The following is a 24247-nucleotide window of genomic DNA, read 5'->3' as shown; positions in this document are numbered from 1 at the left end:
TTGCCTACCCGATGCCCAGCCACGAGGCGGCGACAGCCAGTTCCTCGCGGAGGTAGTTGGCGGGCCAGAAGTACCAGGGGGTCCGGCTGCTGACGTGCGTGGCGTCCAGCCCCGCCGCAGCGGCGAGGCCACCAGCCCGGAACACGTGGAACTCGTCGGTCACGAACACCACTCGGTACCCGGAGGGCAGCCGCGCGTCCAGCAGCGCCTTCGAGAAGGCGAAGTTCTCCACGGTGGACGTGGCCCGGTCCTCCACGAGGATGTCCTCGGACGGAATGCCCCGGGCGAGGAGGTAGGCCTGCATCGCGTCCGCCTCCGGCAGGTTCTCCTGCGCCCCCTGGCCGCCGGTGACCACGATCACGGCGCCGGGGTTGCGCTGGTGGTAGGCGAGGGCCGCGTCGAGTCGGGAGGCCAGCGTCCGGGACAGCTCATCGCCGTGGACGGCCGCCCCGAGGACGATCACGGCGTCCTCCTCCCCCGTGGCGGTGTCGTGGGTGCCGGCCGAGGTGAGGAGTGCGGCGGAACCCGCGACGGCGGCGACCAGGACGACGCCGACAACGTTCAGCCAGCGCCGCCGGGGCAGCCAGCGTGCCCAGGCGAGGAGGCCGAGTCCTGCCAGCGCGGTCGCCGCCGTGCCGACCGTCAGGTTCGCGGTGAAGGCCAGCCAGACCGCGTTCGCGGTGAGGACGAGGCCCGCCGTCGCGAGGACGACGCGGGCCGCGGGCCGGGCCGGTCGTCGCACGCGCTGCACGCCTCCACGATAGGCCGGGGGTTGCGCGCGTCCTCGCGCGACCGTTGGATGGGGTCGTGCCCACCGCTCCGCCCGATCGCATCGACGCCGCCCGTGGTCTGCTGCTCCGGGTCCGCGAGGACGACGTGGCGGAGTTCATCGAGGCCGCAGCGGCGAATGCCGACCACCTGAGCGCGTTCATCCCGTGGGGCGCGGACCCTGACTACCGCGCGGAGCGGATCGGCGCGGCCCCGTCCGACTGGGCGGGACACCTCGCCTACCTCTACGCGTTCAGGGAGACCGACGACGGTCCGGTGGTGGGCGGGTTCAGCCTGCACCGCAGGGTCGGGCCGGACGGGCTGGAGATCGGCTACTGGCTGGCGGCGTCCCACACCGGACGCGGCCTCGCGACCGAGCTGGCGGGCGTGCTCACCGCTGTCGCGCTCGGCCTCCCCGAGATCGAACGGGTGGAGATCCACACCGACGAGGGCAACGCCCGCAGCGCCGCCGTCCCCCAGCGCCTCGGCTACCACCTCGTCCGCGTGGACGAGTTCGACCCCCGCACCCCCTCCGAGACCGGCCGCCTCCAGATCTGGGTCACTCCCTGATCGGGCTGTGGACCGCGGCGTAGGCGACGGCGATCTTCGGGCTCACTCCGTTTCCTGGTTCACGTCGTGCCGCCCTGCTCGCGCAGGTGTGCGATCGAACGTCCTGCGGCACTGTGCGAGCCAGGCAGCGGGATCGGGTGCGGTGAACAGGCCAGTGCCGCTGACCAGCCAGGTGGCGCCTGCCGCGGCCAGAGCGGGGAAACAGCCGGTGGTCACGCCACCGTCGACGCCGATGAGCGGGTTGCGTCCACGCTCGGCGAGTGTGCGCACGCGGGCCAGCACGGCGTCGTCGAAGGGGGAGCCGGCCTCGCCGGGGGTGATCGCCATCAGCAGCACCGGGAGGTCTGCCGGCACCTGGCCCAGGGGTGTCCCCAGCGAGAGGGCAAGTGCCGGTGTCACTCCGAGGGCGGCGATCCTGTCCACCGTCCGCGCCGCGCGAGCGCTCTCGAACGGCACGACAATGGTCGAGCAGAACTCGGCCCAACCAGCGAGGTCACGGCCCGGGTCGTGCATCATCAGGTGAGCCTCGGACAGCACCGCAGGTGAATGAGCGAGCAGGGCCACAGCCTCCGGTGCGGTGAATCCGCCGGGCGCGGCGAACCGTCCGTCGGTGGCGTCCCAGTGCACGACGGGGAGGCCGGCCGCGACCGTCGTGGCGAGAGCCCGGGACTGTTCGTCGGCGGGCACGGACCAGAGCGAACCGGCGATCCTCATCGGGGCGGCGCAACCTCGGCCACAGCAGGAAGCGAGAGGAGGGTCTCGGCCAGATCGGCGTCCACGACGAGTTCGGAGATCAGGTCTGCCCGCCACAGCGCCAGGATGGCCTCCGCCTTGCTGGGGTCCGACGCGATGGCGATCACCCTCGGGATCCGGCGCAGTTGCTCGGCCGAGATCGAGAAGATGTGGCCGGTCAGCTCGGGGTCGGCGAGGGAGCCGTCGGAGCGGAACGGCAACCCGCACACCTCCGCGATGGCTCCCGTGGCGAGCAGTCGCTCTTGGAGTGGGGGCGGAAGCAGTGGCAGGAACTGGGAGTTGATCCCGCCGTCCGAGGCGGGCCGGAAGCTGCCGACGGCAGCGATTGCGGTGGTGACCGTGTCGAAGAGGTCGAAGACCTCCTTGATGTCCGGTTGGTCGCGCAGTGCCTGCGCCGCCTGCAGGTTGTCGACGTACAGGGGCGCCATGATCGCCTTCGCATTGTTGCCTCCGATCAAGGAGGCCTTGCGCGCCAGCTCGATGGGGCTCTCGCGCAGGTTCGACCCCACGTGGCCCGTCAGTTGCAGCACCTGCACGTTCGGCAGCGACTCGAGGCTCTCGATCATGTGGGTGAGGGTGCGGCCCCACGTGAGGCCGAGGGTCTCGCCGGCCTTCAGTGTGCGCTGCAGGTGCGCTCCCGCCGCGATCCCGATCCGGTGACGAACTTCTTCGATTGTTCCGAAGGCATCGACGACGATCGCGGCCTGGAGCCCGAGGTGCTCGGACAACCGAGCAGCAAGGTCGGCGTCCTCGGCGCCACCCGTGTCGAGAGTGATGCGGACGAGCCCGGTCTCGCGTGCTTCTTTCAGCAGCCGCGCGACCTTGAAGCGGCTGACGCCGAGCTGGTCGCTGATCGAGACCATCGACTCGTCGTTGAGGTAGTACCGCCGCGCAATTTCCAGCATCTGCCGGGATCGGGCTCGTTGACTGCGACTCATAGTGCTCATTTGAGCACTATTGAACACGATCTGGTCACGAGAAAGCAACAGATGTTGCAAGGATCGTCCGGGTTCACCTAGGTTCGAACGCGTTGGAGACCTCGAGGTGGAGGAGTGGTGATGGCGAAGCGGCGTCGGTTGCCGGAGGAGATGGGCATCTTCGGGGTGCTCGTCCTGGTGGCACTGGTGATGTCCCTGCTCTCCCCGGAGTTCATGACCTTGGGCAACGTTCAGGTCCTGATGCTCAACGGCACCGTGGTGGCATTCCTCGCCTTGGGCCAGACCTTCGTGCTCCTCACCGGCGGTATCGACCTGTCGGTCGGCTCCAACATCGCCCTCACGGGGATGCTCGCCGCGATCTCGATGCAGATGGGTGCGTCATGGTGGCTGGCGGGCATCGTCGCCGTCGTGGTGGGTCTCCTGGTCGGCCTGTTCAACGGAAGCATCATCCACTTCGTCAAGCTGCCGCCGTTCATCGTGACGTTCTCGACGTACGGCATCTCCGCGGCGATCCCGCAGATCGTGACCGGCGCCAAGTCGGTGACCGTGGCCGACCCGATGTTCGCGATCTTCGGACGCGGCTCGCTGTACGGGGTACCCATCCCCGTGATCATGCTGGCGATCGCAGCCGCCATCTTCATCGTGATCCTCACGCAGACGCCCACGGGCGTGCACATCTACGCGGTCGGGGGAAATGCGGACGCGAGCCGTCTCGCCGGGGTGAACATCGGACGCCAGATCCTCACCGTCTATGCCATCTCGGGAGTTTGCGCGGGCATCGGGGGTGTGATCACCACGAGCCGGCTGATGGTGGGCTATCCCACCGCCGGCTCAGGCAACGAGCAGTTCTACAGCATCGCCTCCGCCGTCGTCGGCGGGGTGAGCCTGTTCGGTGGCGTCGGCACAATCCTGGGTGCGCTGCTCGGCGCGATCCTGATCGCGACGGTGTCCAACGGCATGAACGTCGTGGGCGTCGACAGCTTCTGGCAGCCCCTGGTGATCGGCGTGATCATCCTGCTCGGCGTGAGCCTCGACGCGATGCGGCGACGCATCACCCTCGCTGAGGGGATTCGCAAGCTCTTCTCGACCTCCGCCCCGCCTCCACCGGCGTCGGCGGCTGAAGTACCCCCGCCCATTGAGAGCCCGGGAGTCGTCCCGAGTGATTCAACCCGTTAGGAGAAGCAAGGATGCTCAACTGGAAGACGTTCACCGTCGTGGGAGTCGCGGCGATGTCGACCATGCTCGCCGGCTGCGGCGGTCTCAACACCGGCACTGGCAGTAGCACTCAGGCGAGTGGCTCAGCCGCTGCCGCGGCCAAGCCGGCCTCGTGTTCCGACTCACAGCCCTATCTCGCTGTTGCGCTGCCCAACTTGACCAACCCCTACTACGTGGCCATGAAGCAGGGCTTCGAGCAGGAGGGCGCATCGGCCGGGTTCAAGGTCGAGGTGCAGATCGCCAACGACGACGATGCGAACCAACTCGCCCAGGTGCAGGCGATGCTGCAGAAGAAGCCGTGCGCGCTCGCCCTCAACCCGGTGAAGTCAGAGCCCGCGGCAGCGATTGTCAAGGCAGCCAACGACGCCGGGGTCCCGGTCTTCACGGTGAACGTGATCGTCGACGAGGACGCGCTGAAGGCCCAAGGGGCGACGATCATGCAGTATCTCGGCGCCGACAACAAGGCCGGCGGCACCCAGACCGCAGAGCAGGTGCTCAAGGACCTCGGGGCCGACGCGAAGCTCAACATCGGCTTCGTGACCGAGCCCGACGAGCGTCCGGTCGTCATCCGCGACGAGGGCTTCACGGAGGGGATCAGCTCCAACCCGAACGCGAAGGTCGTCGCCAAGGTCGACGGCAACGTCAAGCCCGATGACTCGCTGAAGGTGACCTCGGAGATGATGCAGGGGCACCCGGAGATCAACGTGATCTTCGCCTCGACCGGGCCCGCCGCCTATGGCGCGATCCAGGCCACCCAGGGCATGGATGTGAAGGTGTACGGGTTCTGCGCAGCGGAGGAGAAGCTGACGGATTCCTACCCCGCTTGCGTCGCTCAGGAGCCGGAGGACTACGGGCGCCGTGTCGTCCAGCAGATCAGCCAGTGGAAGGGCGGAGCGAGCGTGGAGGCCGAGATCCTGCGTCCGCTGAAGCTGTTCCTGAAGCCGGAGACCCCCGGCGCCGGGTTCGTCGGCTGAACATCGCAGGCCGTCGCAGGTGAGCCAAGGAGGTGTGCGTCGTGGCTGAGGTGCTGCGCGCAACAGGGATTCGCAAGGTCTTCGCGGGTGTTCCCGCTCTCGACGGGGTCGACCTGACCATCACCGCCGGCAAGGTGGTGGGGCTGGTGGGCCACAACGGGGCGGGCAAGTCGACGCTGCTCAAGGTGCTCTCGGGCGCCTACCAGCCCGACGGCGGCGAACTGGCCCTCGGGGACGAGCGGGTCTCCTTCCACTCACCTGCGGCGGCCATCGATGCCGGTGTCTCGACCGTCTACCAGGAACTGTCCTTGCTCCCGAACCTCACGGTCGCGGAGAACGCCTTCCTGGGTCGGGAACTCCGCAGGGGCGGACGCCTCGACAAGGCGGCGATGCGGTCCTCCGCGCAGCAGCTGATGGACCGCTTCAGGATCGAGGCTGAGGCGGGCCGCCGGGTGGGCGACTACCCGGTGGCCACCCGCCAACTGATGGAGATCGCGATCGCCACCTCGCGCAACGCGCGCTTCCTTCTTCTCGACGAGCCGACGACCAGCCTCGAGGGCGAACAGGTCGAGCCGCTGCTGAAGCTGGTCCGTGGGCTGGCCACCGACGAGGGGCTCGGGGTCGTGTTCATCAACCACAAGCTGGACGAGTTGTTCGCGATCTCCGATGAGGTCGTTGCGCTCGTCAACGGCAGGGTGCAGATCAAGGGACCCACGGCGCGGGTGAACCGCGCCGAGGTGATCCGGGCGATCGCCGGCTCTGAACTCCCTTCCAAGGCCGCCGTGCCCACCGCAGCCGCCGTCGATTCCCGGACGGACGAGGGGCGAACGGTGGCGTTGTCCGTCCGCGGGTTGTGCAGCGACGAACTCAACGGTGTCGACCTGGAGGCGTTCCAGGGCCGAATCCTGGGCATCTACGGTCTGGTCGGTTCGGGCCGCACTGAGTTGCTGCGGACGCTGATCGGCGTCCTGCCCACCGGCCAGGGGGACATCTCGCTCTTCGGTGAGGCCTATCACCCCACCAGCCCGGCGGACGCGCAGGCGCGCGGGGTGGTGTACCTGACCGAGGAGAGGAAGATCGACGGCATCATTCCCGGTCTCGACTCGATCACCAACGTCGTCCTCCCCGTGGTCGGGCAGTACCGGCGGGCCGGACTGCTCGACCACGGAAGCCTGAACAGGGTGGCCCATTCCCTGCTCACCCAGCTCGGCATCCGTGGCAACATCCACGCGCCGGTGGTGACCCTCTCCGGGGGCAACCAGCAGAAGGTGCTGCTGGCCCGGGCACTCGCGCAGAAGCCCCGGGTGCTGCTGCTGGACGAGCCGACCAAGGGTGTGGACATCGGCGTGAAGGCCGAGATCCACCAGTTGCTGCGCGCCCTCGCCCACACCGAGGGACTGGCGGTGATCATGGTGTCGAGTGAGGAGGAGGAGATCCTCGAGGTCTCGGACGACGTCGTCACCTTCGTCCTCGGCTCCTGCGACGGCAAGGCCGTTCGTGCGTCGGACCTCAGCGTGCAGGAGTTGCGCCACAGCGCCTGGGAAGCGGCGTGAACCCGCCAGGGGACATCTACCACGGAACACAGATACGGAAAGTGCAATGAACCAGGAATTCCTCGACCTCGCCAACGAACGGATCGCCATCGAGGCCGGCGCCGTCCGGGCGGTCTCCGGTGTCTTCGATGACGTGACCGACGAGATCGTCGGCCTGCTCTACAGCTGCCTCGGCAAGGTGTTCGTGACCGGCTCGGGAACGTCCGGGACCATCGCTCGGCGGATGGCCCACCTGTTCTCGGTGAGTGGTACGCCGTCCGTGTACATGCAGCCGTCCGACGCCCTGCACGGCACGATGGGTGCCTTGCGCACGGGCGACGTGATGATCGCCATTTCGAAGGGGGGCGGCTCGGACGAGATCAACAACCTGTGCGCCCGCGCCAAGGAGCGCGGGGTGAAGATCGTCGCCCTCACCAGTGACCCGGAGTCCGAACTCGCGCGACTCTCCGACCACGTTCAGGTCTTCGACGTCGCAGACGAGGTCGATCCCGGAAACCTGATCGCGATGGGCTCCACGCTGATGCACGCCGTGTGGGGGGACTGCCTCGCGGTGGCACTGATGCGCATGCGGGGCTACTCCTGGTCGGACGTGGTGTTCACGCATCCGCTCGGTGCGGTCGGCAAGAGGGAGGAACTGCCGGATGCCCTGAGCAGCCTGCCCGCCCCGGACTCGGAGTAGGGACCCGGTGATGCCGGTCGTTGCCGGGGTGGACAGCTCCACGCAGTCCTGCACCATCGAGTTGCGGGACGCCGACACGGGGCGCTTGCGCGGCACGGGTCGAGCTCTCCACCCTTCCACGACCCCACCCGTGAGCGAACAGCACGTGAGCGATTGGTGGGACGCGCTCCGCGTCGCACTTCGTCTGGCATGCCGGGACGCGGGGGTAGACCCCCGGGAGATCGCCGCCATCAGCGTCGGTGCCCAGTGCCACGGACTGGTTGCCCTCGACGCGAGTGACAGCGAGATCCGTCCGGTCAAGTTGTGGAACGACACCACCTCGGCCCCCGACGTCGAGCGTCTGCTCGAGAGTCGCCCCCAGGAGTCGTGGGTCGGCGAAGTCCTCCTGCCTCTCAATCCTGCGCTGACGATTGCGAAGCTGGCCTGGCTGGCTCGCAACGAGCCGGAGAACCTGGCGCGAGTCCGGCGCCTCATGGTGCCGCACGACTGGTTGACCTTCCGACTCACCGGTTCGCATGTCACCGACCGGTCGGACGCCTCGGGCACCGGCTACTTCTCGGCCGACCAGGGACGCTTCCGGCCCGACCTGCTCGGCGAGCACGTCAGCGATGCGATCGACTGGGCGGGGGCTCTCCCGACCGTCCTCGGCCCGGAGGACGCTGCGGGGGTGGTGCGGGCCGACACCGCGGCGGAGCTGGGGTTGCGCGCAGACGTGGTGGTCGGCCCCGGCGGTGGCGATCAGCACCTGGCAGCCGTCGGAATGGGGTTGGCACGCGGAGAGGTCGCCTTCAGCCTGGGCACGTCAGGCGTGGTCTTCACCCCGACGTCGCTCCCGGACCACCGAGACTGGTCGGTGGACTACGTCTGCGATGCGACCGGTGGCTACCTTCCCCTGGTCTGCACGCTCAACTGCACGAAGGTGACCGACCGGTTCGCCCACCTGCTCGGGACCGACCTCGACGGTCTGGAGGGGCTGGCCCTGTCGGCGAGGCCCGAGCGGTCAGCCGTCCTGCTGGCCTACCTCGACGGCGAGCGCAGCCCGATGCGGGCCGGGTCGGCGGGAGTGCTGGCCGGGATCCACTCCGACACCTCGAGGGAAGAGGTCGCTCGTGCTGCCTACGACGGCGTGGTCCAGGGAATGGTGCGGGGAATGCAGACCCTCCAGGAGCTCGCAGGGACCTCCATCACGAATCGGGTTCTCGCTGTGGGTGGCGGGGCGAGGTCGCTGGCCTACCGGCAGTTCATCGCTGACCGATGTGGACGTCCGGTCACCACTGTTGACGCGCCGGAGGCGACCGCCCGCGGTGCCTGTGTCCAGGCGGCTGCTGTCCTCCACGGCGTCACGGTTGCCGAGCTCCGAGACCGCTGGATGCCGTCGACCCTGTCGGCGGTGGAGCCTCGGGACGACACGACACCCGGCCTGGACTCTTCCTTTCGGGAGCTCTCCGCCGCCTACGACAGCTGGTACTTCGCTCGACCCTGACGCGCCTCGGTCCGCAGGAGCACCCCTGTGATGAGGTTCGCGCGCCGGGGCAGCGTGGCGCGCGCAGACCGGACGGCCGGATCACCGCGCGAGTGAAGACGGCCAGGCACCCGATGGGCAGGGGACGTCCTCCGATTCGGGCGCTACGGCTTCCCACGTGGTGGTGGCCAGCGGCGCCCCGGAGGTCTGCACGACTTCGCCGTCCCCGCAGAGGGCCTCATGGTCGAACGCGCCGGCCACCAGGACGTCCGAGGTTGTGCCGGCTCGCCGCGTCAGCTGGAAGCCGAACCAGTGCTCCTCGCCCACGTCGCCGGGCACTCCGGCACTGGCCTCGGTGAGGGTGCGCGACCCGCCCTTGTCGAAATTCGTGACGAGGATCGAGCCGGCGACCTGCGCCGCACCGATGCCCTCCCGGGACGCAGCGACCAGGTCGTACGCATCGGGGCTGGTGAGTCCACGTGCCAGAAGCACCTGGTAGCCGAGTCGGTCCCAGGGCTCAGCGGTTCCGGCAACCCCCGTCGAGTTCTGGTTGACCGTGCGAAGAAACGTGTACGTGCGGGTGGTCTCGTGCCAGCGCAGCAGGAACAGCTGCCCCGCGTTGTTCGCCACGTTGTTCTTGCGCACGACCTGCTTGTCCGGGGCGGCGATGGCCAGGCGACCGTCGAGGTAGTCGACCGCCTCGCCGAAGGACGATCCGTCGACGGCGCGGCCGGGGATGTGCGCGCTGCTCTCGGTGATCCGGGAGTGCCGGAAGGTCGTCGGGGCCGCGTCGGTAGCGGTGAACAGGTGAACGGCTCCGACGGAGTACCGCTTGCCGAGCCTCTCGCGCGGGTTGCCGACCACGATGGTCCTGCCGGATGCGGCCAGGCTGATCCCGAAGCCGTACCCCGCGTTCTGCGCGGGCTTGATGCCCAATGATGCGGCGGTGATCGTGGCGAGCCCGGTCGCCGCGAAGGAGTCGCCGAGCGTCACGATGTGGAGCGCCTGGTCGCCGTCGTCCGACCGGGTGGTCACCGCGATCTGGCTCCCCGTCGTGTGCGGCAGGACGACAACGTTCTGGACCAGGTCGGCGGACAGGTCGATCCGGGTCGCCTGCGCCAGGACCAGGCCGTCCACCGATCCGGGCACGACATAGAGCCGCGCGGCCCCGGGGGCGGTGGCGTCGTCGGCGGCAAAGACCACGTCGGCGCACCCGTCCGCGTCCAGGTCCCCGATGGCCGCTCGCTCGAGCACGCCGGCCCGGTCGGGGTCGAGATCGGAGACTCCGAGGGAGAGGCGCTGTTCGGACGGGTACCGGACCACGTCGAACTCGGTGTGTTCGCCGGACTCCGGGTAGTTGTAGCGAGAGGCGCCGACGACCAGGTCGGCGACCCCGTTGCCGTCGAGGTCTCCGCGAACTGCGGAGCCGCAGCCGCTGGCTGCCGCGGCCTGTGGTGCGTCGAGACACGGAACTGTGGCGACGGCGAGCAGAACGGCGATGGCGAGCGAGCGGCGAAGCATGGGGTGATCCTTCACAGGCGAACCGACAGAGCCAACGCTAGTCGCCTCCGCCTCCGGGGACGGCCCAACCGGTCGATTGCCGAGGAGCCCGCCGGGGCCTCACGCGGGCGCGTAGGCCAGCCGGACCGCGTTGTCGCCGATCCGCTCGTCCGACAGAAGGCGGAGCGGGGGCAGCGGTCCGGCGAAGAGCGGCTTCCCGTGACCGAGCACCACGGGGTGCAGGTAGATCCGGTACTCGTCGATCAGGCCGAGTTCGCCGAGGGCGGCGGCAAGGACCGTGCCGCCCACCTCGATCTCGCCCTCGTGGTCGGCCTTCAACGCCCGGACCACGCGCTCCAGGTCGCCCCGGACCAGCGTGGCGTTCGGGCCCACCGAGGCCAGCGTCCGTGACACCACCCACTTCGGCAGGCTGCACCACGCGGCGGCGAAGGCGCTCTCCTCCTCGTCCCAGTCGGGGTCGGTGTCGTCCCAGTAGCTCATCACCTCGTACATCCGGCGGCCGTACAGGCAACCCGCCTCCGCCGCCGTCTGCCCGATGAAGTGCCGGAAGAGGGCGGGATCGGGCGCGAACGCCTCATGGTCGACGTAGCCGTCGAGGGACTGATTCATGCCGAACACGAGCCGGGCCATCCGCGGCACCTCCTTCTCCGGGGCCAGGTCGGCCCTACGGGACCACTATGACGTCGCGCCGCGGCCTGGGCGAGGGCTGGACGTGAGCACGACCAGCTCCCGGGTGGCCCTCGTCATCGCGACGTAGCGGTCCACGGCACCCGGGACGCCGACGCCGAACCGGTCGGGGTCGACCAGCACCACGAGGTCGAACTCGAGCCCCTTGACCTGGTCGGGTGCCAGCGAGTGGACGCGGTCGGTCGCAGCGAACGACGGGTCGCCGACCACGCAGGCGGTGCCTTCGGGATGTGCGGCGAGCCAGTCGGTGAGGACGGACGCGAGCTCGGACGTCGAGGCGTGCCGAACGGGGCGTCCGCCGACGCGGATGGAGGTCGGCACGGACGCGTCCGGCAGGACGGCCCGGATCACCGGTTCGGCCGCCGCCATCACCTCGGCCGGGGTGCGGTAGTTGACGGTCAGGGTGGACTGCCGGATCCCGGTGAGCCCGACTCGCTCCAGCCGTTCCTGCCACGTTTCTGAGAACCCCCGCCGGGCCTGCGCCCTGTCCCCGACGATGGTGACGCTGCGGGAAGGGCAGCGCCGCAGCAGCAGCTGCCACTCGGCGTCGGTGAGCTCCTGGGCCTCGTCGACGATGAGGTGCGCGAACGGCCCCGCCAGCCGGTCGCGGTCCTCGTGCGGGACGGCGTCCTCGTCGACGAGGTCGTCACGCAGGCTGTCCCTGCGCAACAGCTGGAGGCCGCTGTCCGGGTCGTCGTCGGTGGCCAGGATGTCCTCGACGACCTCGTCCATGTACGCCCTGTCGGCGGCGAGGACGGCCTCGCGCCGGCGGCGCCGCTGCGCCGCCTCCGGGTCGCCGAGCCGCTGTCGCATCGCGTCCAGCAACGGCAGGTCGGCCACCGTCCAGGGAGAACCCTCCTCCCGGCGCAGGACGCGCCGTTCGTCGGGCGTGAGCCACGGTGCGCAGCGGCGGAGGTAGGCGGGCACCGACCACAGGTCGGAGACGAGGTCGGGCGCCTCCAGGATCGGCCACGCCCGGGAGAAGGTGCGGACGAGGTCGCTGTTGCGGGCGAGCGAGCGGCGCACGTCCTCCTCCGACGCCTCGGTGTGGTCGTGCCGATCGACGAGGATGTCGACGAGGGCCTCCCAGATGTCCTCGCGCGCCTCGTTGTGCGGCGTGCCCGGCGCGGCGGAGTCGAAGGCCTCGGCCCAGTCGTCGGGGGTGAGGGTGACCTCGTCCCACCAGGTCTCGACGAGGAAGGCGTCGGTGGGCGGCTCCTCGTACAGCGCGACCGCCGGCTCGACGGCCTCGGCCACGCGCGCGTCCGACTTGAGGCGCTCGACCTCGGGGTCGGCCTCCGCGATGGCGTCGGCGCCCTCGGGCACGAGGTCGCGGATCGTGCAGGTCGCCACCCCCTCCTCCCCGAGGCTGGGCAGGACGTCGGCCACGTAGGCCAGGTAGGGCCGGTGCGGACCGACCACGAGCACGTCGCCGTGGCCGTTCCGGAGCCGCGGGTCGGCATAGAGCAGGTAGGCGGCCCGGTGCAGGGCGACCACGGTCTTGCCCGTGCCGGGGCCGCCGTCGACCACCAGGGCGCCGGGAGAGTCGGCGCGGATGATCGCGTCCTGGTCGGCCTGGAGGGTGCCCAGGACGTCCCGCATCCGCCCCGTCCTGCTGGCGCCCAGGCTGGCGATGAACGCCGAGTCGTCGTCGAGGGCGAGGCCCGTCGTTCCGTCCGCGGTGAACGCCTCGTCCCAGTAGTCGGTGACCCGCCCGTCGGTCCAGCGGTAGCGGCGCCGGCTGAGGAGCCCCTGCCGGTGGGCGGCGGTCGCAGCGAAGAACGGCTCGGCCGCGGGGGTGCGCCAGTCGACCAGGAGCTGGCGTCCGTGGCGGTCGGTCAGTCCGATCCGTCCGATGTAGGTCGGCTCGGGCCGATCGGCGGCGACGATCCGGCCCAGGCAGATGTCCACCCCGAACCGTTGGAGCAGGCGTGACCGGGCACTCAGCCGGTGGATCTCGAGGTCGCGGTCCATCGCGCCGCGGCCGCGACGCCCCGGTTCCCTCCGGAGGGCCTCCAGCCGGGCGGCCAGCTCTGCGACCTGCCCGTCGAGGCACGCCCTGATCGCGGCGAAGTGCTCCCGGTCGGCGCCGGTCAGCGCAGGATCGTTCTTCGCGGCGAGGCGGGCGGGGAGGGCGAAGACATCGGGCACGAGTCGAGATTCTGCGCCGGGTGGGGGGCCTTGCGGCAAGCCCCCCGTGTCGCTGTAGCTTGGAAGTGCAGGCACGTGAGCGCCGGGTTTCGACGCCTCCCGGATGCGGGGACGACAAGTACGCGCGAGCGCGGCTCTACGAGGTGCGGCCGGTCCGAGGCGACGTGCGTGCCAGTCGAGGGTGGCTATGACGGTGCCGGCGGCAGGTCGTCGCACTCCGTGCCAGTCCCTGGTGGTTGTGGGCGGCTTCCGACGCCTCACAACGACCACAGCCTGACACGCCGTCACCGCGGCCGCCGCGTCCGGCTCCATAACCACCACAGCCTGTCACGACCCTGTCGTGGATCCCGCCGGCTGCCGCCGGGGCCGCTGGCGCCGGGTGCGTCCGCCACCCGGGGTGTAACAACTGCTCAGCCGATCTCGCGCACGCTGCTCCCCGGTCCCTAGCATCAGCCCGGGGAGTGGGAAGGGGCGCGCACGGGCCTGCGAACGACGCGCCGACACCACATTGGTTGCGCACCAGCGGCGGTCGCACGAAGGCCGTCGAGGGCGCCGACGCCGGGGGGCAATGTGACAACCAACGTTCGAGGCAGGGGCGCGATTCGCCCGGGGCTCATCGGTCGGCTCGTGGCGGGAGCAGCGGTCTCCCTCCTCCTGGTGGGGGTTGCCGTTCCCGTGGTGGCGACCGCCGCCCCGGCACCCCCCGTGTTGCCGTCCTCGGTTCCCCTCGACGGCAGGCTCTTGGTGGTGCCGGCCGAGGCGCCGCCCGCCCACGACAAGGATCACGCCGCGTCGGTCCCGTCGGGCGACACGGTGACGCTGTTCACCGACGGTGGTGCCTCGGTGGAGATCACCGGGGACGCGCTGGCGGGTGCGCGATCGGGCGACCGGTTCCACGGCACGGTCGCCGTCGACCGGCCGATCGCGGACGCCATCGCCGACCACGCGGCGGTCCGGGAGGTGCCCGCCGACGAGGGAGAGCTGGGGGAGCTCGTGGCCGACACGAGCGCAACCCTGAGGCGTCCGCTCCGGACCGTGCAGGCCCGGATCACCGCGGTCTCCCACCCGGCCGCCACGGCCAAGGCGCACACCGTCGACATCTTCTACGCCCACACCGCCAGCCAGGCCGTGCCGACGACCGCCGAGGCTGACGCGATGGTGTCGCGCCTCGGTGAGTTCTGGAGTTCGCAGTCCGACGGCCAGGTCACGGGCATCACCCGTCCCCTCGCCATGAAGTCCGCCGTGGTCGCGTCCTCCAGGCTCTGCGACGCGAACTGGTTGTGGACGTACGCGGCCGGCCCGTCCGGCTTCAACCGCACCCCGGCCTATTCGGGGGGCACCGCCGACTCCTACTACTGGGGCAGCGGGAAGGCCGCCCACCTGCTCGTCCTCGTGCCCGGCGAGTCCTGCGGGGAGGGTTTCGGCTACGGCTCGATCGGCACGCTCGCGGCGGGCGGCACGGTGTGGGCTTCGCTGGCGCCCGATCCGCTCGACTGGGACCAGACCGTGTTCCACGAGGTCGGCCACAACCTCGGACTCGGCCACTCCAACCTCACCGCGTGCGAGGAACCGGACGTCGACGGTCCGTCGTGCGACCAGTGGGAGTACGAGGACTTCTACGACGTGATGGGCGGGGGCTTCGAGTACACGATCGGCGACGCCGTCTACACCAACGCGCGGAACGTCGCCGCCCTGAACGTCACCCAGAAGGTCAGCCTCAATGCGCTGTCGCGTGGCACGGGACTGAAGGAGGTGACCGCCGCCGGTGGCACCGCGCAACGATTCACCCTCGCCCCGGCGAGTGCGACGACGGGTGTCCGCGGTCTGGAGATCACCGACCCGCTCAACAAGGACAAGCTGTACGTCGAGTACCGCTCGGGAACCGGACGGGACGCGTCCTCGTTCTACACGCGGATCTCGGCCGACAACCCGGACATCATCGACTACCAGCCCGGCGTCCGGGTGCTGAAGCGCACCGGCGACTCCGACGAACCCTCCTCGACCGTGCTGCAGCGGTGGGTGGACGGGTCCACCACGCTCTCCTACCAGCCCGGCAACGGCTTCCTCTCCCGCAGCACGGACACGACCGGAGCCCACGGCGTCCACCTCACGGTGGTCTCGACCAACGCGTCGGGTGCGACGGTGGACGTGGCCTTCGACGCGGTGGCGAACGACCCGCCCGTGGCGGCGCAGACGCCGGTGATCACGGGCTCGCCGCAGGTCGGCTCGACCCTCACCGCCGTCGAGGGCACCTGGACGAGCGGCACCCGGTTCACCTACCAGTGGGCTGTCGCGGGTGCGGACGTGGCCGGTGCGACGGCGCGGACGTTCGTGCCCCGTGTCTCCGATGTCGGCTCGACGGTCACCGTGGCGGTGACCGGGTCGAAGGATGGCTACTCGTCGGTGACGCTTGCATCCGGCCCGACCAGCGCCGTCACCCCCGGCGTGCTCAAGGCGGGCACGCCCACGGTGTCCGGCACCGCCCGGATCGGGGTCACCCTCACCGCGAAGCCCGGCGCCTGGGACCCGGCGGCGAGCCTGGCCTACCAGTGGCTGGTGGACGGGGTCGACGTCACCGACGCGACCTCGTCGACGTTCGTCCCTCGGGTCGGCGACCTCGGCAAGGTCGTGGCAGTCCGTGTCACCGGGAGCCGCGAGGGCTACCAGGCCGTGACGAAGGTGTCGGCGCCGACCTCGAAGGTCCGCCCCCTGCTGTCGCTGTCGACCAAGAAGCCGAAGATCTTGGGCACCCCCAGGATCGGGGTCACCCTGACCGCCAAACCCGGTAGCTGGACCCGGGGCACGACCTTCAGCTACCAGTGGCTGGTCGCGGGAGTGGCCGTCGCGGGCGCGACGCAGGCGAAGTTCGTGCCGGACGCTTCCGCTCTGGGCCTGCGAGTGACGGTCCAGGTCACAGGGAGCAAGGCCGGCTACACGACGACGACCAAGGCGTCGAAGGCGTCGTCGAAGGTGCGGCCGCTCCTCTCGATGAAGGCGAAGACTCCCGAGATCAGCGGCACGGCCAAGGTGGGGAAGACACTCACTGCCAAGCCCGGCTCGTGGACGTCCGGAGCGAAGCTGAGCTACCAGTGGATGGTCGGTGGTGTGGTCATCGCCGGCGCCACGGCATCGAAGTACGTCCCGGTGGCGGCCGACGTGGGGCTGACGATTGCCGTCCAGGTGACCGGCACCAAGGCCGGTTACGTGACGACGTCCCGGACATCGAACCCCACCGCGGCCGTGGTCGCCTGAGGGGGATTGCCGGCACCACCTTGGCGTGAGTGTGAAGCAGTGCACCGTGTTCGGTGGGCTGACTCACAGCCTGTGCCATCGGGGGTCATGGGACCGTCCGCGATGCTCGTGGTCGCCGTTGGCCATCGACGGGAGATACGTGAGCGCCCGCCAGGCGAGCCAAGAGCACGGAGATCAGGGGTCAAGCCCGGGCTGACGAGGATCGCGGCTGCCGAAACACGGCGGCCTGATCCAGGGAGTTTGTGGTGGAGCTAAGGGGATTCGAACCCCTGACCTTCTCATTGCGAACGAGACGCGCTACCAACTGCGCCATAGCCCCATGCTGCGTCGGCAGCCCGTACAGGCTAGCACCAGGGCGGCGCAGGGGTGAAACCGGCGGCGGTCAGCCGAGCGGGAAGACCAGGCGCGTGACGAGGCGTTCGGGATCGGTGCCGGGAGGGCTGTCGTAGAACTCGATCATCGAGTCGCTGAGCTCGAACTCCTCCATCTCCAGCCACGGCATGAGCTCCCGGTAGCTCTCCGACAGACGCTCGTACGGGCCGACATGCGTCGCCACCACCGCCCGGGTCGGCGGGTGCGTCCGGACCTCGAACCCCTCCATCCCGACCACCCGGTCGACAGCGAGGCCGATCTCCACGTCGACCGTGTCCGTCGGCATCCCGAAGTACTCGGCGTAGGCCGGCCCGACCACCGTCGCGCCCACGGCCTCGACGGCAGCGGTGACCTGCTCGTACGTCGGGGCGAACGCGTCCGCCAGTTCGGACATCGGCAGGATTCGGCGAACCCCCGCCCCGATCCAGCCCTCGAGGTTCTCGATGTGCGGGTTCACTCCCATGGCGCCTCCTCGCGACGGATCCCTCCCACGCTAACCCGCTCGCGTCGGCGCGTCGAGGGCCCCCCGACCGTCCCCGGCCGAGGGCGCGCATGGATGTGCTCCGCGCCCCACAGGCGGTCCGCTATCCTTCCGCCATGCACAGCGACCGGATGCAGGGCCGAGTGGCCCGTACCGGTGCCTGTCGTCGGTGTTGGTGCTGACCGATCCCGGACGTCCCGTCGTCCCGCCGTCGAGCCCACTTCTCCAGCCCACACCCGTCCCGGCCGACCCAGGAGCCCACCAATGACCCGTCGCCTGCTCGCAGCCCTCGTCACCGTCCTGCTCCTGGCCGGCTGCTCGACCGGAACCGGCGCCCCGGGCTCGTCCGGTTCGCCGTCGGGGGCAACCCCCCAGCGCGGCGGGACGATCACCTACGGCCGCGCGGCCGCGGTGACGTCCTTCGACCTCAACAACGAGATCACCGCCAACAACGCGTTCGCCATCGACAAGGTGTTCGAGCCGCTGGTCTCCTTCGACACGACCGGCAAGATCATCCCGTGGCTCGCCGAGAAGTACACCGTGAGCCCTGACCTGCTCACCTACACCTTCATCCTGCGGCCGGAGCTGCAGTTCTCGGACGGCTCGCCCGTGACGGCAGCGGACGCGAAGTTCTCCCTCGAACGGCACCTCAAGGTGCAGGGGCCGCTGCCGCTGGAGGCCCCGATCGCGAGCATCACCGCCGAGGACGAGCACACCCTCACCATCGTCCTGAAGAGCCCCTACACCCCCTTCCTGTCCGAGCTGTCCGGCTTCTCCAACGGCATCTTCCCCGCCGACTTCGGCGGCCGGAGCGAGAAGGACTTCTTCGCCAGCCCGATCGGCACCGGGCCGTGGGTCGTCCAGTCCTGGGACCCGAGCGGCGACACCACCTTCACCGCCAACACCCACTACTGGCAGACCGGCAAGCCGTACGCCCAGAACCTCGTGTTCAAGGTCGTCGCCGACGACACCCAGCGCATCCAGCAGCTGCAGGCCGGCCAGCTGTCCGCGATCGAGGACGTCGCCCCGGCCACCATCTCCCAGCTGCAGGCCAGCCAGAACGTGACCGTGTCCGAACTGGGGTCCTGGGCGGTCGAGCAGGTGTTCTTCAACACCCAGAACCCGTACTTCGCCGACCGCCACGTGCGCAGGGCCGTCGCCTACGCCCTCGACAGGGAGGGCATCACGCAGGCCACCACCTTCGGAGCCGCGGAGACCGTCCACACCCTGATCCCTCCGACCATCCAGTACTCGGCGGACGTGCAGGCGCTCGACAACGACCAGGCCGCGGCCAGGACCGAGCTCGCCGCGTCCGCCTATCCGGACGGCTTCAGCGCGACCCTCCTCATCGCGTCCGGCGACTCCGCCCGCACCCAGGAGGCCCAGATCATCCAGGCGGCGCTGAAACCGCTGAACATCGACGTGAAGATCGAGGCCATCGAGCTCAACGCGTTCCGCGAGCGGTTCAAGGCGTTCAACTACGACTTCATGATCAACTCCGGGCAGTCGGACGCCCCTGACCCCAACGGGCTGATCACGTTCCAGGCCGACCCGGACGGGTTCAGCCACTCGTTCTGGACCCACTACACCAACCCGAAGGTCACCCGCCTGATGCGGGAGGGACGGGTCACCGCCGACGGCGCCGACCGGGAGAAGATCTACGCCGAGATCCAGCAGATCCTGGCCGACGACGTCCCCTACATCCCGCTGTACAACCCGAAGAACGTCGTGGCGTCGCTGGCCAGCGTCCACGACCTCACCCCCCGGATCAACGGCAGCGTCCTGTTCCAGGACGTCTGGCTGCAGCAGTAGGCCGTCCCGGTGAGGAACCGGCCCGTGGGGGCGGCACGAAAGGAACCGTCCCCATCGTGCCGGGAACGACGGGGACGGTTCCTATCGTGCCGGGAACGACGGGGACGGTTCCTATCGTGCCGCGCGAGGTCGGAGGTCCGGGGCGGGCGGGGGAGAATCTGACCATGCGCTGGCTCGGCCGCACGCTGCTCTCCGTCGTCCCCGTGGTCGTCGGCGTCGTGCTGTGCGTGTTCCTGCTGCTGCGGATCGTCCCGGGCGACCCCGCCGCCATGATCCTCGGCGACCAGGCCACCCAGGCGTCCATCGACGCGCTGCGGCAGCAGATGGGCCTCGACCAGCCGCTGGGACGCCAGCTGTGGGACTGGCTGGTCGCCGTGTTCACCCGCGGCGACGTCGGCACGTCCCTGGTCACCGGGCAGCCGGTGCTCGCCCTCGTCGGCTCGCGGGCCGGCATCACGGCGGCCCTCGTCGCGCTCAGCGTCGTGTTCACCGTCCTTTTCGCCGTCCCGCTCGCCCTGGCGGCCGCCACCCACGCCGGTGGCCCGATCGACCACCTCGTCCGGGTCGTCCCCACCGTCGGGATGGCGATGCCGGCCTTCTGGGTGGGCCTGATCCTGATCCTCGTCTTCGGGGTGAACCTGCACTGGTTGCCCGTCGGGGGCATCGGGACGGGGCCCGGCGAACCCCTGCGCAGCCTCATCCTCCCGTCCCTCACCGTCGCCCTGGGCATGTCGCCCCCGCTCGTACGCTCCCTGCGCGAGCAGCTCCTCGAGGTGCTGGACGCCGACTTCGTCGTCACCCTGCGCGCCGCGCGGCTGCCCCGGCGCCGGATCGCCACGCACGTCCTGCGCAACGCCGCCGTGTCGACCGTCTCGCTGCTCGGCCTCAACGTCGCCTACCTGATCGGCGGCACGCTGGTCATCGAGAAGGTGTTCGCGATCAACGGGCTCGGCGCGCTCCTGTTCTCCTCGATCAGTTCGCGCGACTTCCCCGTCGTGCAGGGCATCGCGCTGGTCCTCGCGTTGAGCGTGGTCCTGGTCACGCTGCTCACGGACGCGATCGTCGTGGCCCTCGACCCACGGCTGAGGGCGACGTGAGCGCCCCCGCACCGGTGGCCGCCCGCCCACTCGCCCGCTGGTGGACGCGGGCCCGCCGCACCCCGACGCTGCTCGCCGGTGCCGCGATCCTGCTCTTCATGGCGTTGCTCGCGGTCTTCCGTCCGACGCCCCACGACCCCAGCGCCCAGGACCTCACCAACGGCTTCGCTCCGCCGTCGGCCGCACACTGGTTCGGCACCGACCAGCTCGGCCGCGACATCCTCTCCCGGGTGATCGCCGCCGCCGGCACCGACCTGCGGATCGCCGTCCTCGCCGCGGTGGTGCCGTTCGTGGTCGGCGTGACGGTCGGGCTGGTCAGCGGCTACGCGGGCGGCTGGGTCGATTGGCTGATCTCCCGGGTGGTCGACACGTTCGTCGCGTTCCCGTTCTACGTCCTCGTCATCGTGGTGGTGTTCGCCGCCGGCACCGGTGAGCGCGGCATCTACGTCGCCTACGCCCTGGTCGGCTGGATCAGCTACGCCCGCGTGATCAGGGCCAAGACCCGCGCACTGTGCCGGGAGGGCTGGGTACAGGCGGCCTACGGCGGCGGCCTCTCCCACGCCCGGGTGGTCGGGCGCCACCTGCTGCCCAACGTGCTGCCGCAGGCGGTCGTGCTGCTGATGACCGAGATCCTGCTGATCATGGTCGCGGTCGTGACGCTCGGGTACCTCGGCATCGGCGTCCAGCCGCCCACCCCGGACTGGGGGACGATGATCAGCGACGGCCAGCTCTTCCTGACCACCAAGTGGTGGGTCTCGACGCTACCGGGGCTCGCCGTCGTCACCACCGGGGTCGGGCTGTCGCTGCTCGGGGACGGGCTCGCGGACGTGTGGAGGCTGCGATGAGGACCGGCGAACTCCTCATCGACGACCTGCGCGTGGCGGGGGACGCCGAACTGCTGCACGGCGTCAGCCTCGCGCTCGAGCCCGGCGGGGCGCTGGGTGTGGTGGGGGAGTCCGGATCCGGCAAGAGCATCACGCTGCGCGCCGTGATGGGCCTGCTGCCGCGGGGGCTGCGGGTGAGCGGGGGGACGATCGGCGTCGGCGGGACGGCGGCGATGATCTTCCAGGACCCGCTCACGTTCCTCGACCCGCTGGCCCGCGTGGGCGACCAGGTCGCCGAGGTGTGCGCGGTGACCAGGGGACTGTCGCGACGCGTGGCGCGAGCCCGGGCGCTGCGGCTGTTCGAGGACGTGCGGCTGCCCGACGCCGCCGACCTCGCCCGGCGCTACCCCCACCAGCTCTCCGGCGGCCAGCGGCAGCGCGTCCTGCTCGCCGTTGCGCTGGCCAGGGAGCCGGACCTGCTGCTCTGCGACGAACCCACCACGGCCCTCGACGTCACCGTCCAGCGCGGTGTCCTCGACCTGCTCGCCCACCTGCGCGCCGAGCGGGGCCTGTCGGTGCTGTTCGTCAGCCACGACCTCGCCGTGGTCGCCCAGGTCTGCGACCGCGTGGCCGTGCTGCACGAGGGACGCGTGGTGGAGAGCGGGGCCACCCTCGACGTGGTCACGCGTCCCGGCGACCCCTACACCCGCTCGCTGCTGGACGCCGTCCTCCCGCTGCCGGAGTTGGCGGGTGGCGATGACTGAGCCGCGCGCGCGGGAGACCGCCGGTCTCGAGGTCACGGGGGCCAGCATCGACTATGCCGGACGCCGGGTCGTCGACCATGTGTCCTTCGGTGTCCGGCCCGGCGAGATCCTCGGGCTGGTCGGCGAGTCGGGGTCGGGCAAGACGTCGCTGGCTCGGGCGATCACGGGGGAGGTGCCGCTGGCCACCGGCACCGTCCAGCTCGATGGTGCCGTGCTCGGCGCGCGCCGGTCTCCGGCGGAGCGCAGGGCGGTGCAACTCGTCCAGCAGGACCCGTTCGCGTCCCTCAACCCCCTGCTCACGGTCGGCCAGGTGCTTGACGAACTGCTGCGGGTGGGGGCGGGGGCCACTCGCGGCGATGTCCGGGCGGACGGGCGGCCCGGGGCGCCGGGCGAGCGGGCGGCGGACCTGCTCGCCCTCGTCGACCTGTCGCCCGACTCGCTGGCCCACTACCCGCGGGAGTTCTCCGGCGGGCAGCGCCAGCGGATCGCCATCGCCCGCGCGCTGGCCACCGATCCCCGCGTCCTGGTCGCGGACGAGCCCACCAGTTCCCTGGACGCGTCCGCCCAGGCCACCGTCCTGGACCTCCTGGCGGGGCTCGGGCGCGGGATCGGGCTGGCCGTCCTGCTGATCACCCACGACCTGTCCGTCGTCAACGCTGTCTGTGACGACGTCGCCGTGCTGCGGGAGGGCGCGCTGGTGGAGCAGGCCGGCGTCGACCGGTTCTTCCGCCACCCCGAACACCCCTACAGCCGGGCCCTGTTGGAGGCCGTCCCGCGCCTGCCGGAGCGACAGTGATCCCCGCGGTCGGTACCCGCGTTGATGCCGTCGTCGGCGGTGTCCTGCTCGGCGCCGACGGACGCTTCCGCGCCAACCACGGGGTGCGGCTCCCGCGCGACCACGAGATCCCGGGTCAAGCCAGGGATGACGGTTCCCACCCCCTTCTGTCATCCCGGCGAAGGCCGGGATCTCGTGGTGGCGAGGGGTCGGCTGTGTCGGAGATCCCGGGTCAGGCCCGGGATGACGGGGACGCTGGGCGGGATGATGGTTCTGACCCCCTGCTGTCATCCCGGCGAAGGCCGGGATCTCGTGGTGATGAGGGGTCGGCTGTGTCGGAGTTCCCGGGTCGGGCTCGGGATGATGGTTCTGACCCCCTGCTGTCATCCCGGCGAAGGCCGGGATCTCGTGGTGATGAGGGGTCGGCTGTGTCGGAGTTCCCGGGTCGGGCTCGGGATGATGGTTCTGACCCCCTGCTGTCATCCCGGCGAAGGCCGGGATCTCGTGGTGATGAGGGGTCGGCTGTGTCGGAGCTCCCGGGTCAGGCCCGGAATGACAGCCCTGGCGGGTGGGATGACCGGCGGGCGTCGGCGGCCACGGTCACGATCGACGCGGCAGGGCTGTGGGTGACGCCGGGGTTCGTGGACGCGCACACGCACCTCGCGTGGAGTGACTTCGACGAGGCTGGCCGGAGCACCGATCCCGACCAGCAGGCGTCGGCCGCCGCCCGCAATCAGCTCGCCACGCTCAGCGCCGGCGTGACCGCGGCGAGGGACGCCGGCGGCTACAGCTCCGACCTACTCGGTCGGCTGGCCGGGTCGCCCCGGCCACGCCTACAGCTCGCGCTGGAGATCCTCGGCGCCAAGGACGCCCAGGGGGAGCGGCACCTGCGCGACCGGGTGGCCGCGCTCGCCGACGCCGGGGCCCGGTGGGTGAAGGTCGCCGCCACCGGTGGCGTGGGAGCGGGGTCCGCCCAGCAGGAACCCGTGTTCACGCCCGGTGAGTTCCGCGCCATCGCCTCGGCGGCCGACCGGCACGGGCTGCCGGTGATGGTGCACGCGTGGGGCGGGCCGGCGATCGACCAGGCGATCGCGCTCGGCGTCCGCAGCATCGAGCACGCGGTCCACCTCACGGCAGGGCAGGCGGCGGCCGCCGCGTCGGCGGGGGTGTTCGTCGTGCCCACCGTGTGGATCTACACGGACGTGCTGCGCCTGGCCGAGGCGGGACGGCTGCCGCACACACTCGCGTCCGCAGCGCGCCGCGCCGTCGACGCCCACCCGGTCGCGCTCCGGCACTGCCTCGACGCCGGGGTCCCGCTGGCGATGGGCACGGACGCGGGGCTGCATTCCCAGCACGGGGCGAACCTGCACGAGGTGGCGGCGATGGTGGAGGCGGGCGTTCCCGCCGCGGACGCGTTGCGCGCGGCGACGACGGGCGGCGCCACCCTGCTCGGACTCTCCGCGGCCGAGCGGGCGGCAGACCTCGTGCTGTTCGACCGCGACCCGTCCGTCCCGTCGGTGGCGAGGGATCAGGGCGCGGTCGTCGCCGTCGTGCAGGCCGGACGCGTCGTCCACGTCCGCTGAAGGCCCGCGCGGCCAC

20 protein-coding genes and 1 tRNA gene are annotated in these 24247 nt (G+C 70.6%); 13 read left to right on the top strand and 8 right to left on the bottom strand.

Translation table 11 applies throughout. From position 1 onward, the window contains the following. Positions 1-4: 4 nt before the first annotated feature. Positions 5-751 (bottom strand): YdcF family protein, encoded by a 747-nt coding sequence (locus QM779_RS09360; protein ID WP_428534491.1) that lies wholly within the window; start codon positions 749-751, stop codon positions 5-7. Positions 752-807: 56 nt separating this feature from the next. Between QM779_RS09360 and QM779_RS09355 the strand changes: the two genes are divergently transcribed. Next, entirely contained in the window at positions 808-1338 is a 531-nt protein-coding gene (locus QM779_RS09355; protein ID WP_428534489.1) for a GNAT family N-acetyltransferase, read from the top strand. 42 nt (positions 1339-1380) lie between these two features. On the opposite strand, the gene QM779_RS09350 is transcribed toward QM779_RS09355, so the two are convergent. Both QM779_RS09350 and QM779_RS09345 read right to left on the bottom strand, forming a co-directional pair. Beyond that, positions 1381-2052: a hypothetical protein gene (locus QM779_RS09350; RefSeq protein ID WP_428534487.1), complete on the bottom strand. Its 672-nt coding sequence runs from the start codon at positions 2050-2052 to the stop codon at positions 1381-1383. Next, the gene (locus tag QM779_RS09345) at positions 2049-3038 is read right to left on the bottom strand and encodes a sugar-binding transcriptional regulator (protein ID WP_428534485.1); all 990 of its coding nucleotides are present in this window, start codon (positions 3036-3038) and stop codon (positions 2049-2051) included. The genes QM779_RS09350 and QM779_RS09345 overlap by 4 nt, the downstream gene beginning before the upstream one ends. 111 nt (positions 3039-3149) lie before the next feature. Here QM779_RS09345 and QM779_RS09340 point away from each other — a divergent pair, with 111 nt between their 5' ends. From QM779_RS09340 to QM779_RS09320, 5 genes are read left to right on the top strand one after another with little or no spacing between them, the layout of a single operon-like run. Then, positions 3150-4205 (top strand): ABC transporter permease, encoded by a 1056-nt coding sequence (locus QM779_RS09340; protein ID WP_428534483.1) that lies wholly within the window; start codon positions 3150-3152, stop codon positions 4203-4205. A gap of 11 nt (positions 4206-4216) precedes the next feature. After that, positions 4217-5218, top strand: a complete 1002-nt coding sequence (locus QM779_RS09335; RefSeq protein ID WP_428534481.1) for a substrate-binding domain-containing protein — start codon at positions 4217-4219, stop codon at positions 5216-5218. A 41-nt stretch (positions 5219-5259) separates the two neighbouring features. Then, entirely contained in the window at positions 5260-6771 is a 1512-nt protein-coding gene (locus tag QM779_RS09330; RefSeq protein WP_428534479.1) for a sugar ABC transporter ATP-binding protein, read from the top strand. A gap of 46 nt (positions 6772-6817) precedes the next feature. Beyond that, positions 6818-7450 (top strand): SIS domain-containing protein, encoded by a 633-nt coding sequence (locus QM779_RS09325; protein ID WP_428534477.1) that lies wholly within the window; start codon positions 6818-6820, stop codon positions 7448-7450. A 10-nt stretch (positions 7451-7460) separates the two neighbouring features. Beyond that, positions 7461-8933 (top strand): xylulokinase, encoded by a 1473-nt coding sequence (locus tag QM779_RS09320; RefSeq protein WP_428534475.1) that lies wholly within the window; start codon positions 7461-7463, stop codon positions 8931-8933. Between the two features lie 81 nt (positions 8934-9014). On the opposite strand, the gene QM779_RS09315 is transcribed toward QM779_RS09320, so the two are convergent. The 3 genes from QM779_RS09315 to helR all read right to left on the bottom strand — a co-directional run bounded on the left by QM779_RS09315 (position 9015) and on the right by helR (position 13271). Then, positions 9015-10433, bottom strand: a complete 1419-nt coding sequence (locus QM779_RS09315) for a hypothetical protein (protein WP_428534473.1) — start codon at positions 10431-10433, stop codon at positions 9015-9017. 99 nt (positions 10434-10532) lie between these two features. Continuing rightward, positions 10533-11063 carry a dihydrofolate reductase family protein gene (locus QM779_RS09310; protein WP_428534471.1) on the bottom strand — a complete coding sequence of 177 codons (531 nt, stop codon included), beginning with the start codon at positions 11061-11063 and terminating at the stop codon, positions 10533-10535. A gap of 45 nt (positions 11064-11108) precedes the next feature. After that, entirely contained in the window at positions 11109-13271 is a 2163-nt protein-coding gene (helR, locus tag QM779_RS09305; RefSeq protein ID WP_428534469.1) for an RNA polymerase recycling motor ATPase HelR, read from the bottom strand. Between the two features lie 747 nt (positions 13272-14018). Between helR and QM779_RS09300 the strand changes: the two genes are divergently transcribed. Further along, positions 14019-16523, top strand: a complete 2505-nt coding sequence (locus QM779_RS09300) for a hypothetical protein (protein WP_428534467.1) — start codon at positions 14019-14021, stop codon at positions 16521-16523. A gap of 243 nt (positions 16524-16766) precedes the next feature. Here the strand turns inward: QM779_RS09300 and QM779_RS09295 are convergent. Both QM779_RS09295 and QM779_RS09290 read right to left on the bottom strand, forming a co-directional pair. Further along, a tRNA-Ala gene (locus QM779_RS09295) sits at positions 16767-16842 on the bottom strand. Positions 16843-16905: 63 nt separating this feature from the next. Then, complete coding sequence (locus QM779_RS09290) at positions 16906-17358, bottom strand: GyrI-like domain-containing protein (RefSeq protein WP_428534465.1); 453 nt, start codon at positions 17356-17358, stop codon at positions 16906-16908. Positions 17359-17640: 282 nt separating this feature from the next. Here QM779_RS09290 and QM779_RS09285 point away from each other — a divergent pair, with 282 nt between their 5' ends. The 6 genes from QM779_RS09285 (at position 17641) to QM779_RS09260 (ending at position 24231) form a co-directional block, all read left to right on the top strand. Next, a complete protein-coding gene (locus QM779_RS09285) occupies positions 17641-19188 on the top strand; it encodes an ABC transporter substrate-binding protein (RefSeq protein ID WP_428534463.1) in 1548 nt (515 codons plus the stop codon). 164 nt (positions 19189-19352) lie between these two features. Beyond that, a complete protein-coding gene (locus QM779_RS09280; RefSeq protein WP_428534461.1) occupies positions 19353-20285 on the top strand; it encodes an ABC transporter permease in 933 nt (310 codons plus the stop codon). Continuing rightward, complete coding sequence (locus QM779_RS09275) at positions 20282-21130, top strand: ABC transporter permease (protein ID WP_428534459.1); 849 nt, start codon at positions 20282-20284, stop codon at positions 21128-21130. The genes QM779_RS09280 and QM779_RS09275 overlap by 4 nt, the downstream gene beginning before the upstream one ends. Then, positions 21127-21873: an ABC transporter ATP-binding protein gene (locus QM779_RS09270; RefSeq protein WP_428534457.1), complete on the top strand. Its 747-nt coding sequence runs from the start codon at positions 21127-21129 to the stop codon at positions 21871-21873. The genes QM779_RS09275 and QM779_RS09270 overlap by 4 nt, the downstream gene beginning before the upstream one ends. Next, a complete protein-coding gene (locus tag QM779_RS09265) occupies positions 21866-22669 on the top strand; it encodes an ABC transporter ATP-binding protein (RefSeq protein WP_428534455.1) in 804 nt (267 codons plus the stop codon). Before QM779_RS09270 ends, QM779_RS09265 begins: the two co-directional genes overlap by 8 nt. A 503-nt stretch (positions 22670-23172) precedes the next feature. Then, positions 23173-24231, top strand: coding sequence for an amidohydrolase family protein (locus QM779_RS09260; protein ID WP_428534453.1), 1059 nt, complete (start codon positions 23173-23175; stop codon positions 24229-24231). The last annotated feature ends 16 nt before the right edge of the window (positions 24232-24247 follow it).

The organism is Propionicimonas sp., from assembly GCF_049840635.1.
In the GTDB taxonomy this organism is placed as follows: Bacteria; Actinomycetota; Actinomycetes; order Propionibacteriales; family Propionibacteriaceae; genus Propionicimonas.
Note: the sequence above shows the minus strand (reverse complement) of the source record. Positions and strands in the feature narration are given on the sequence as shown.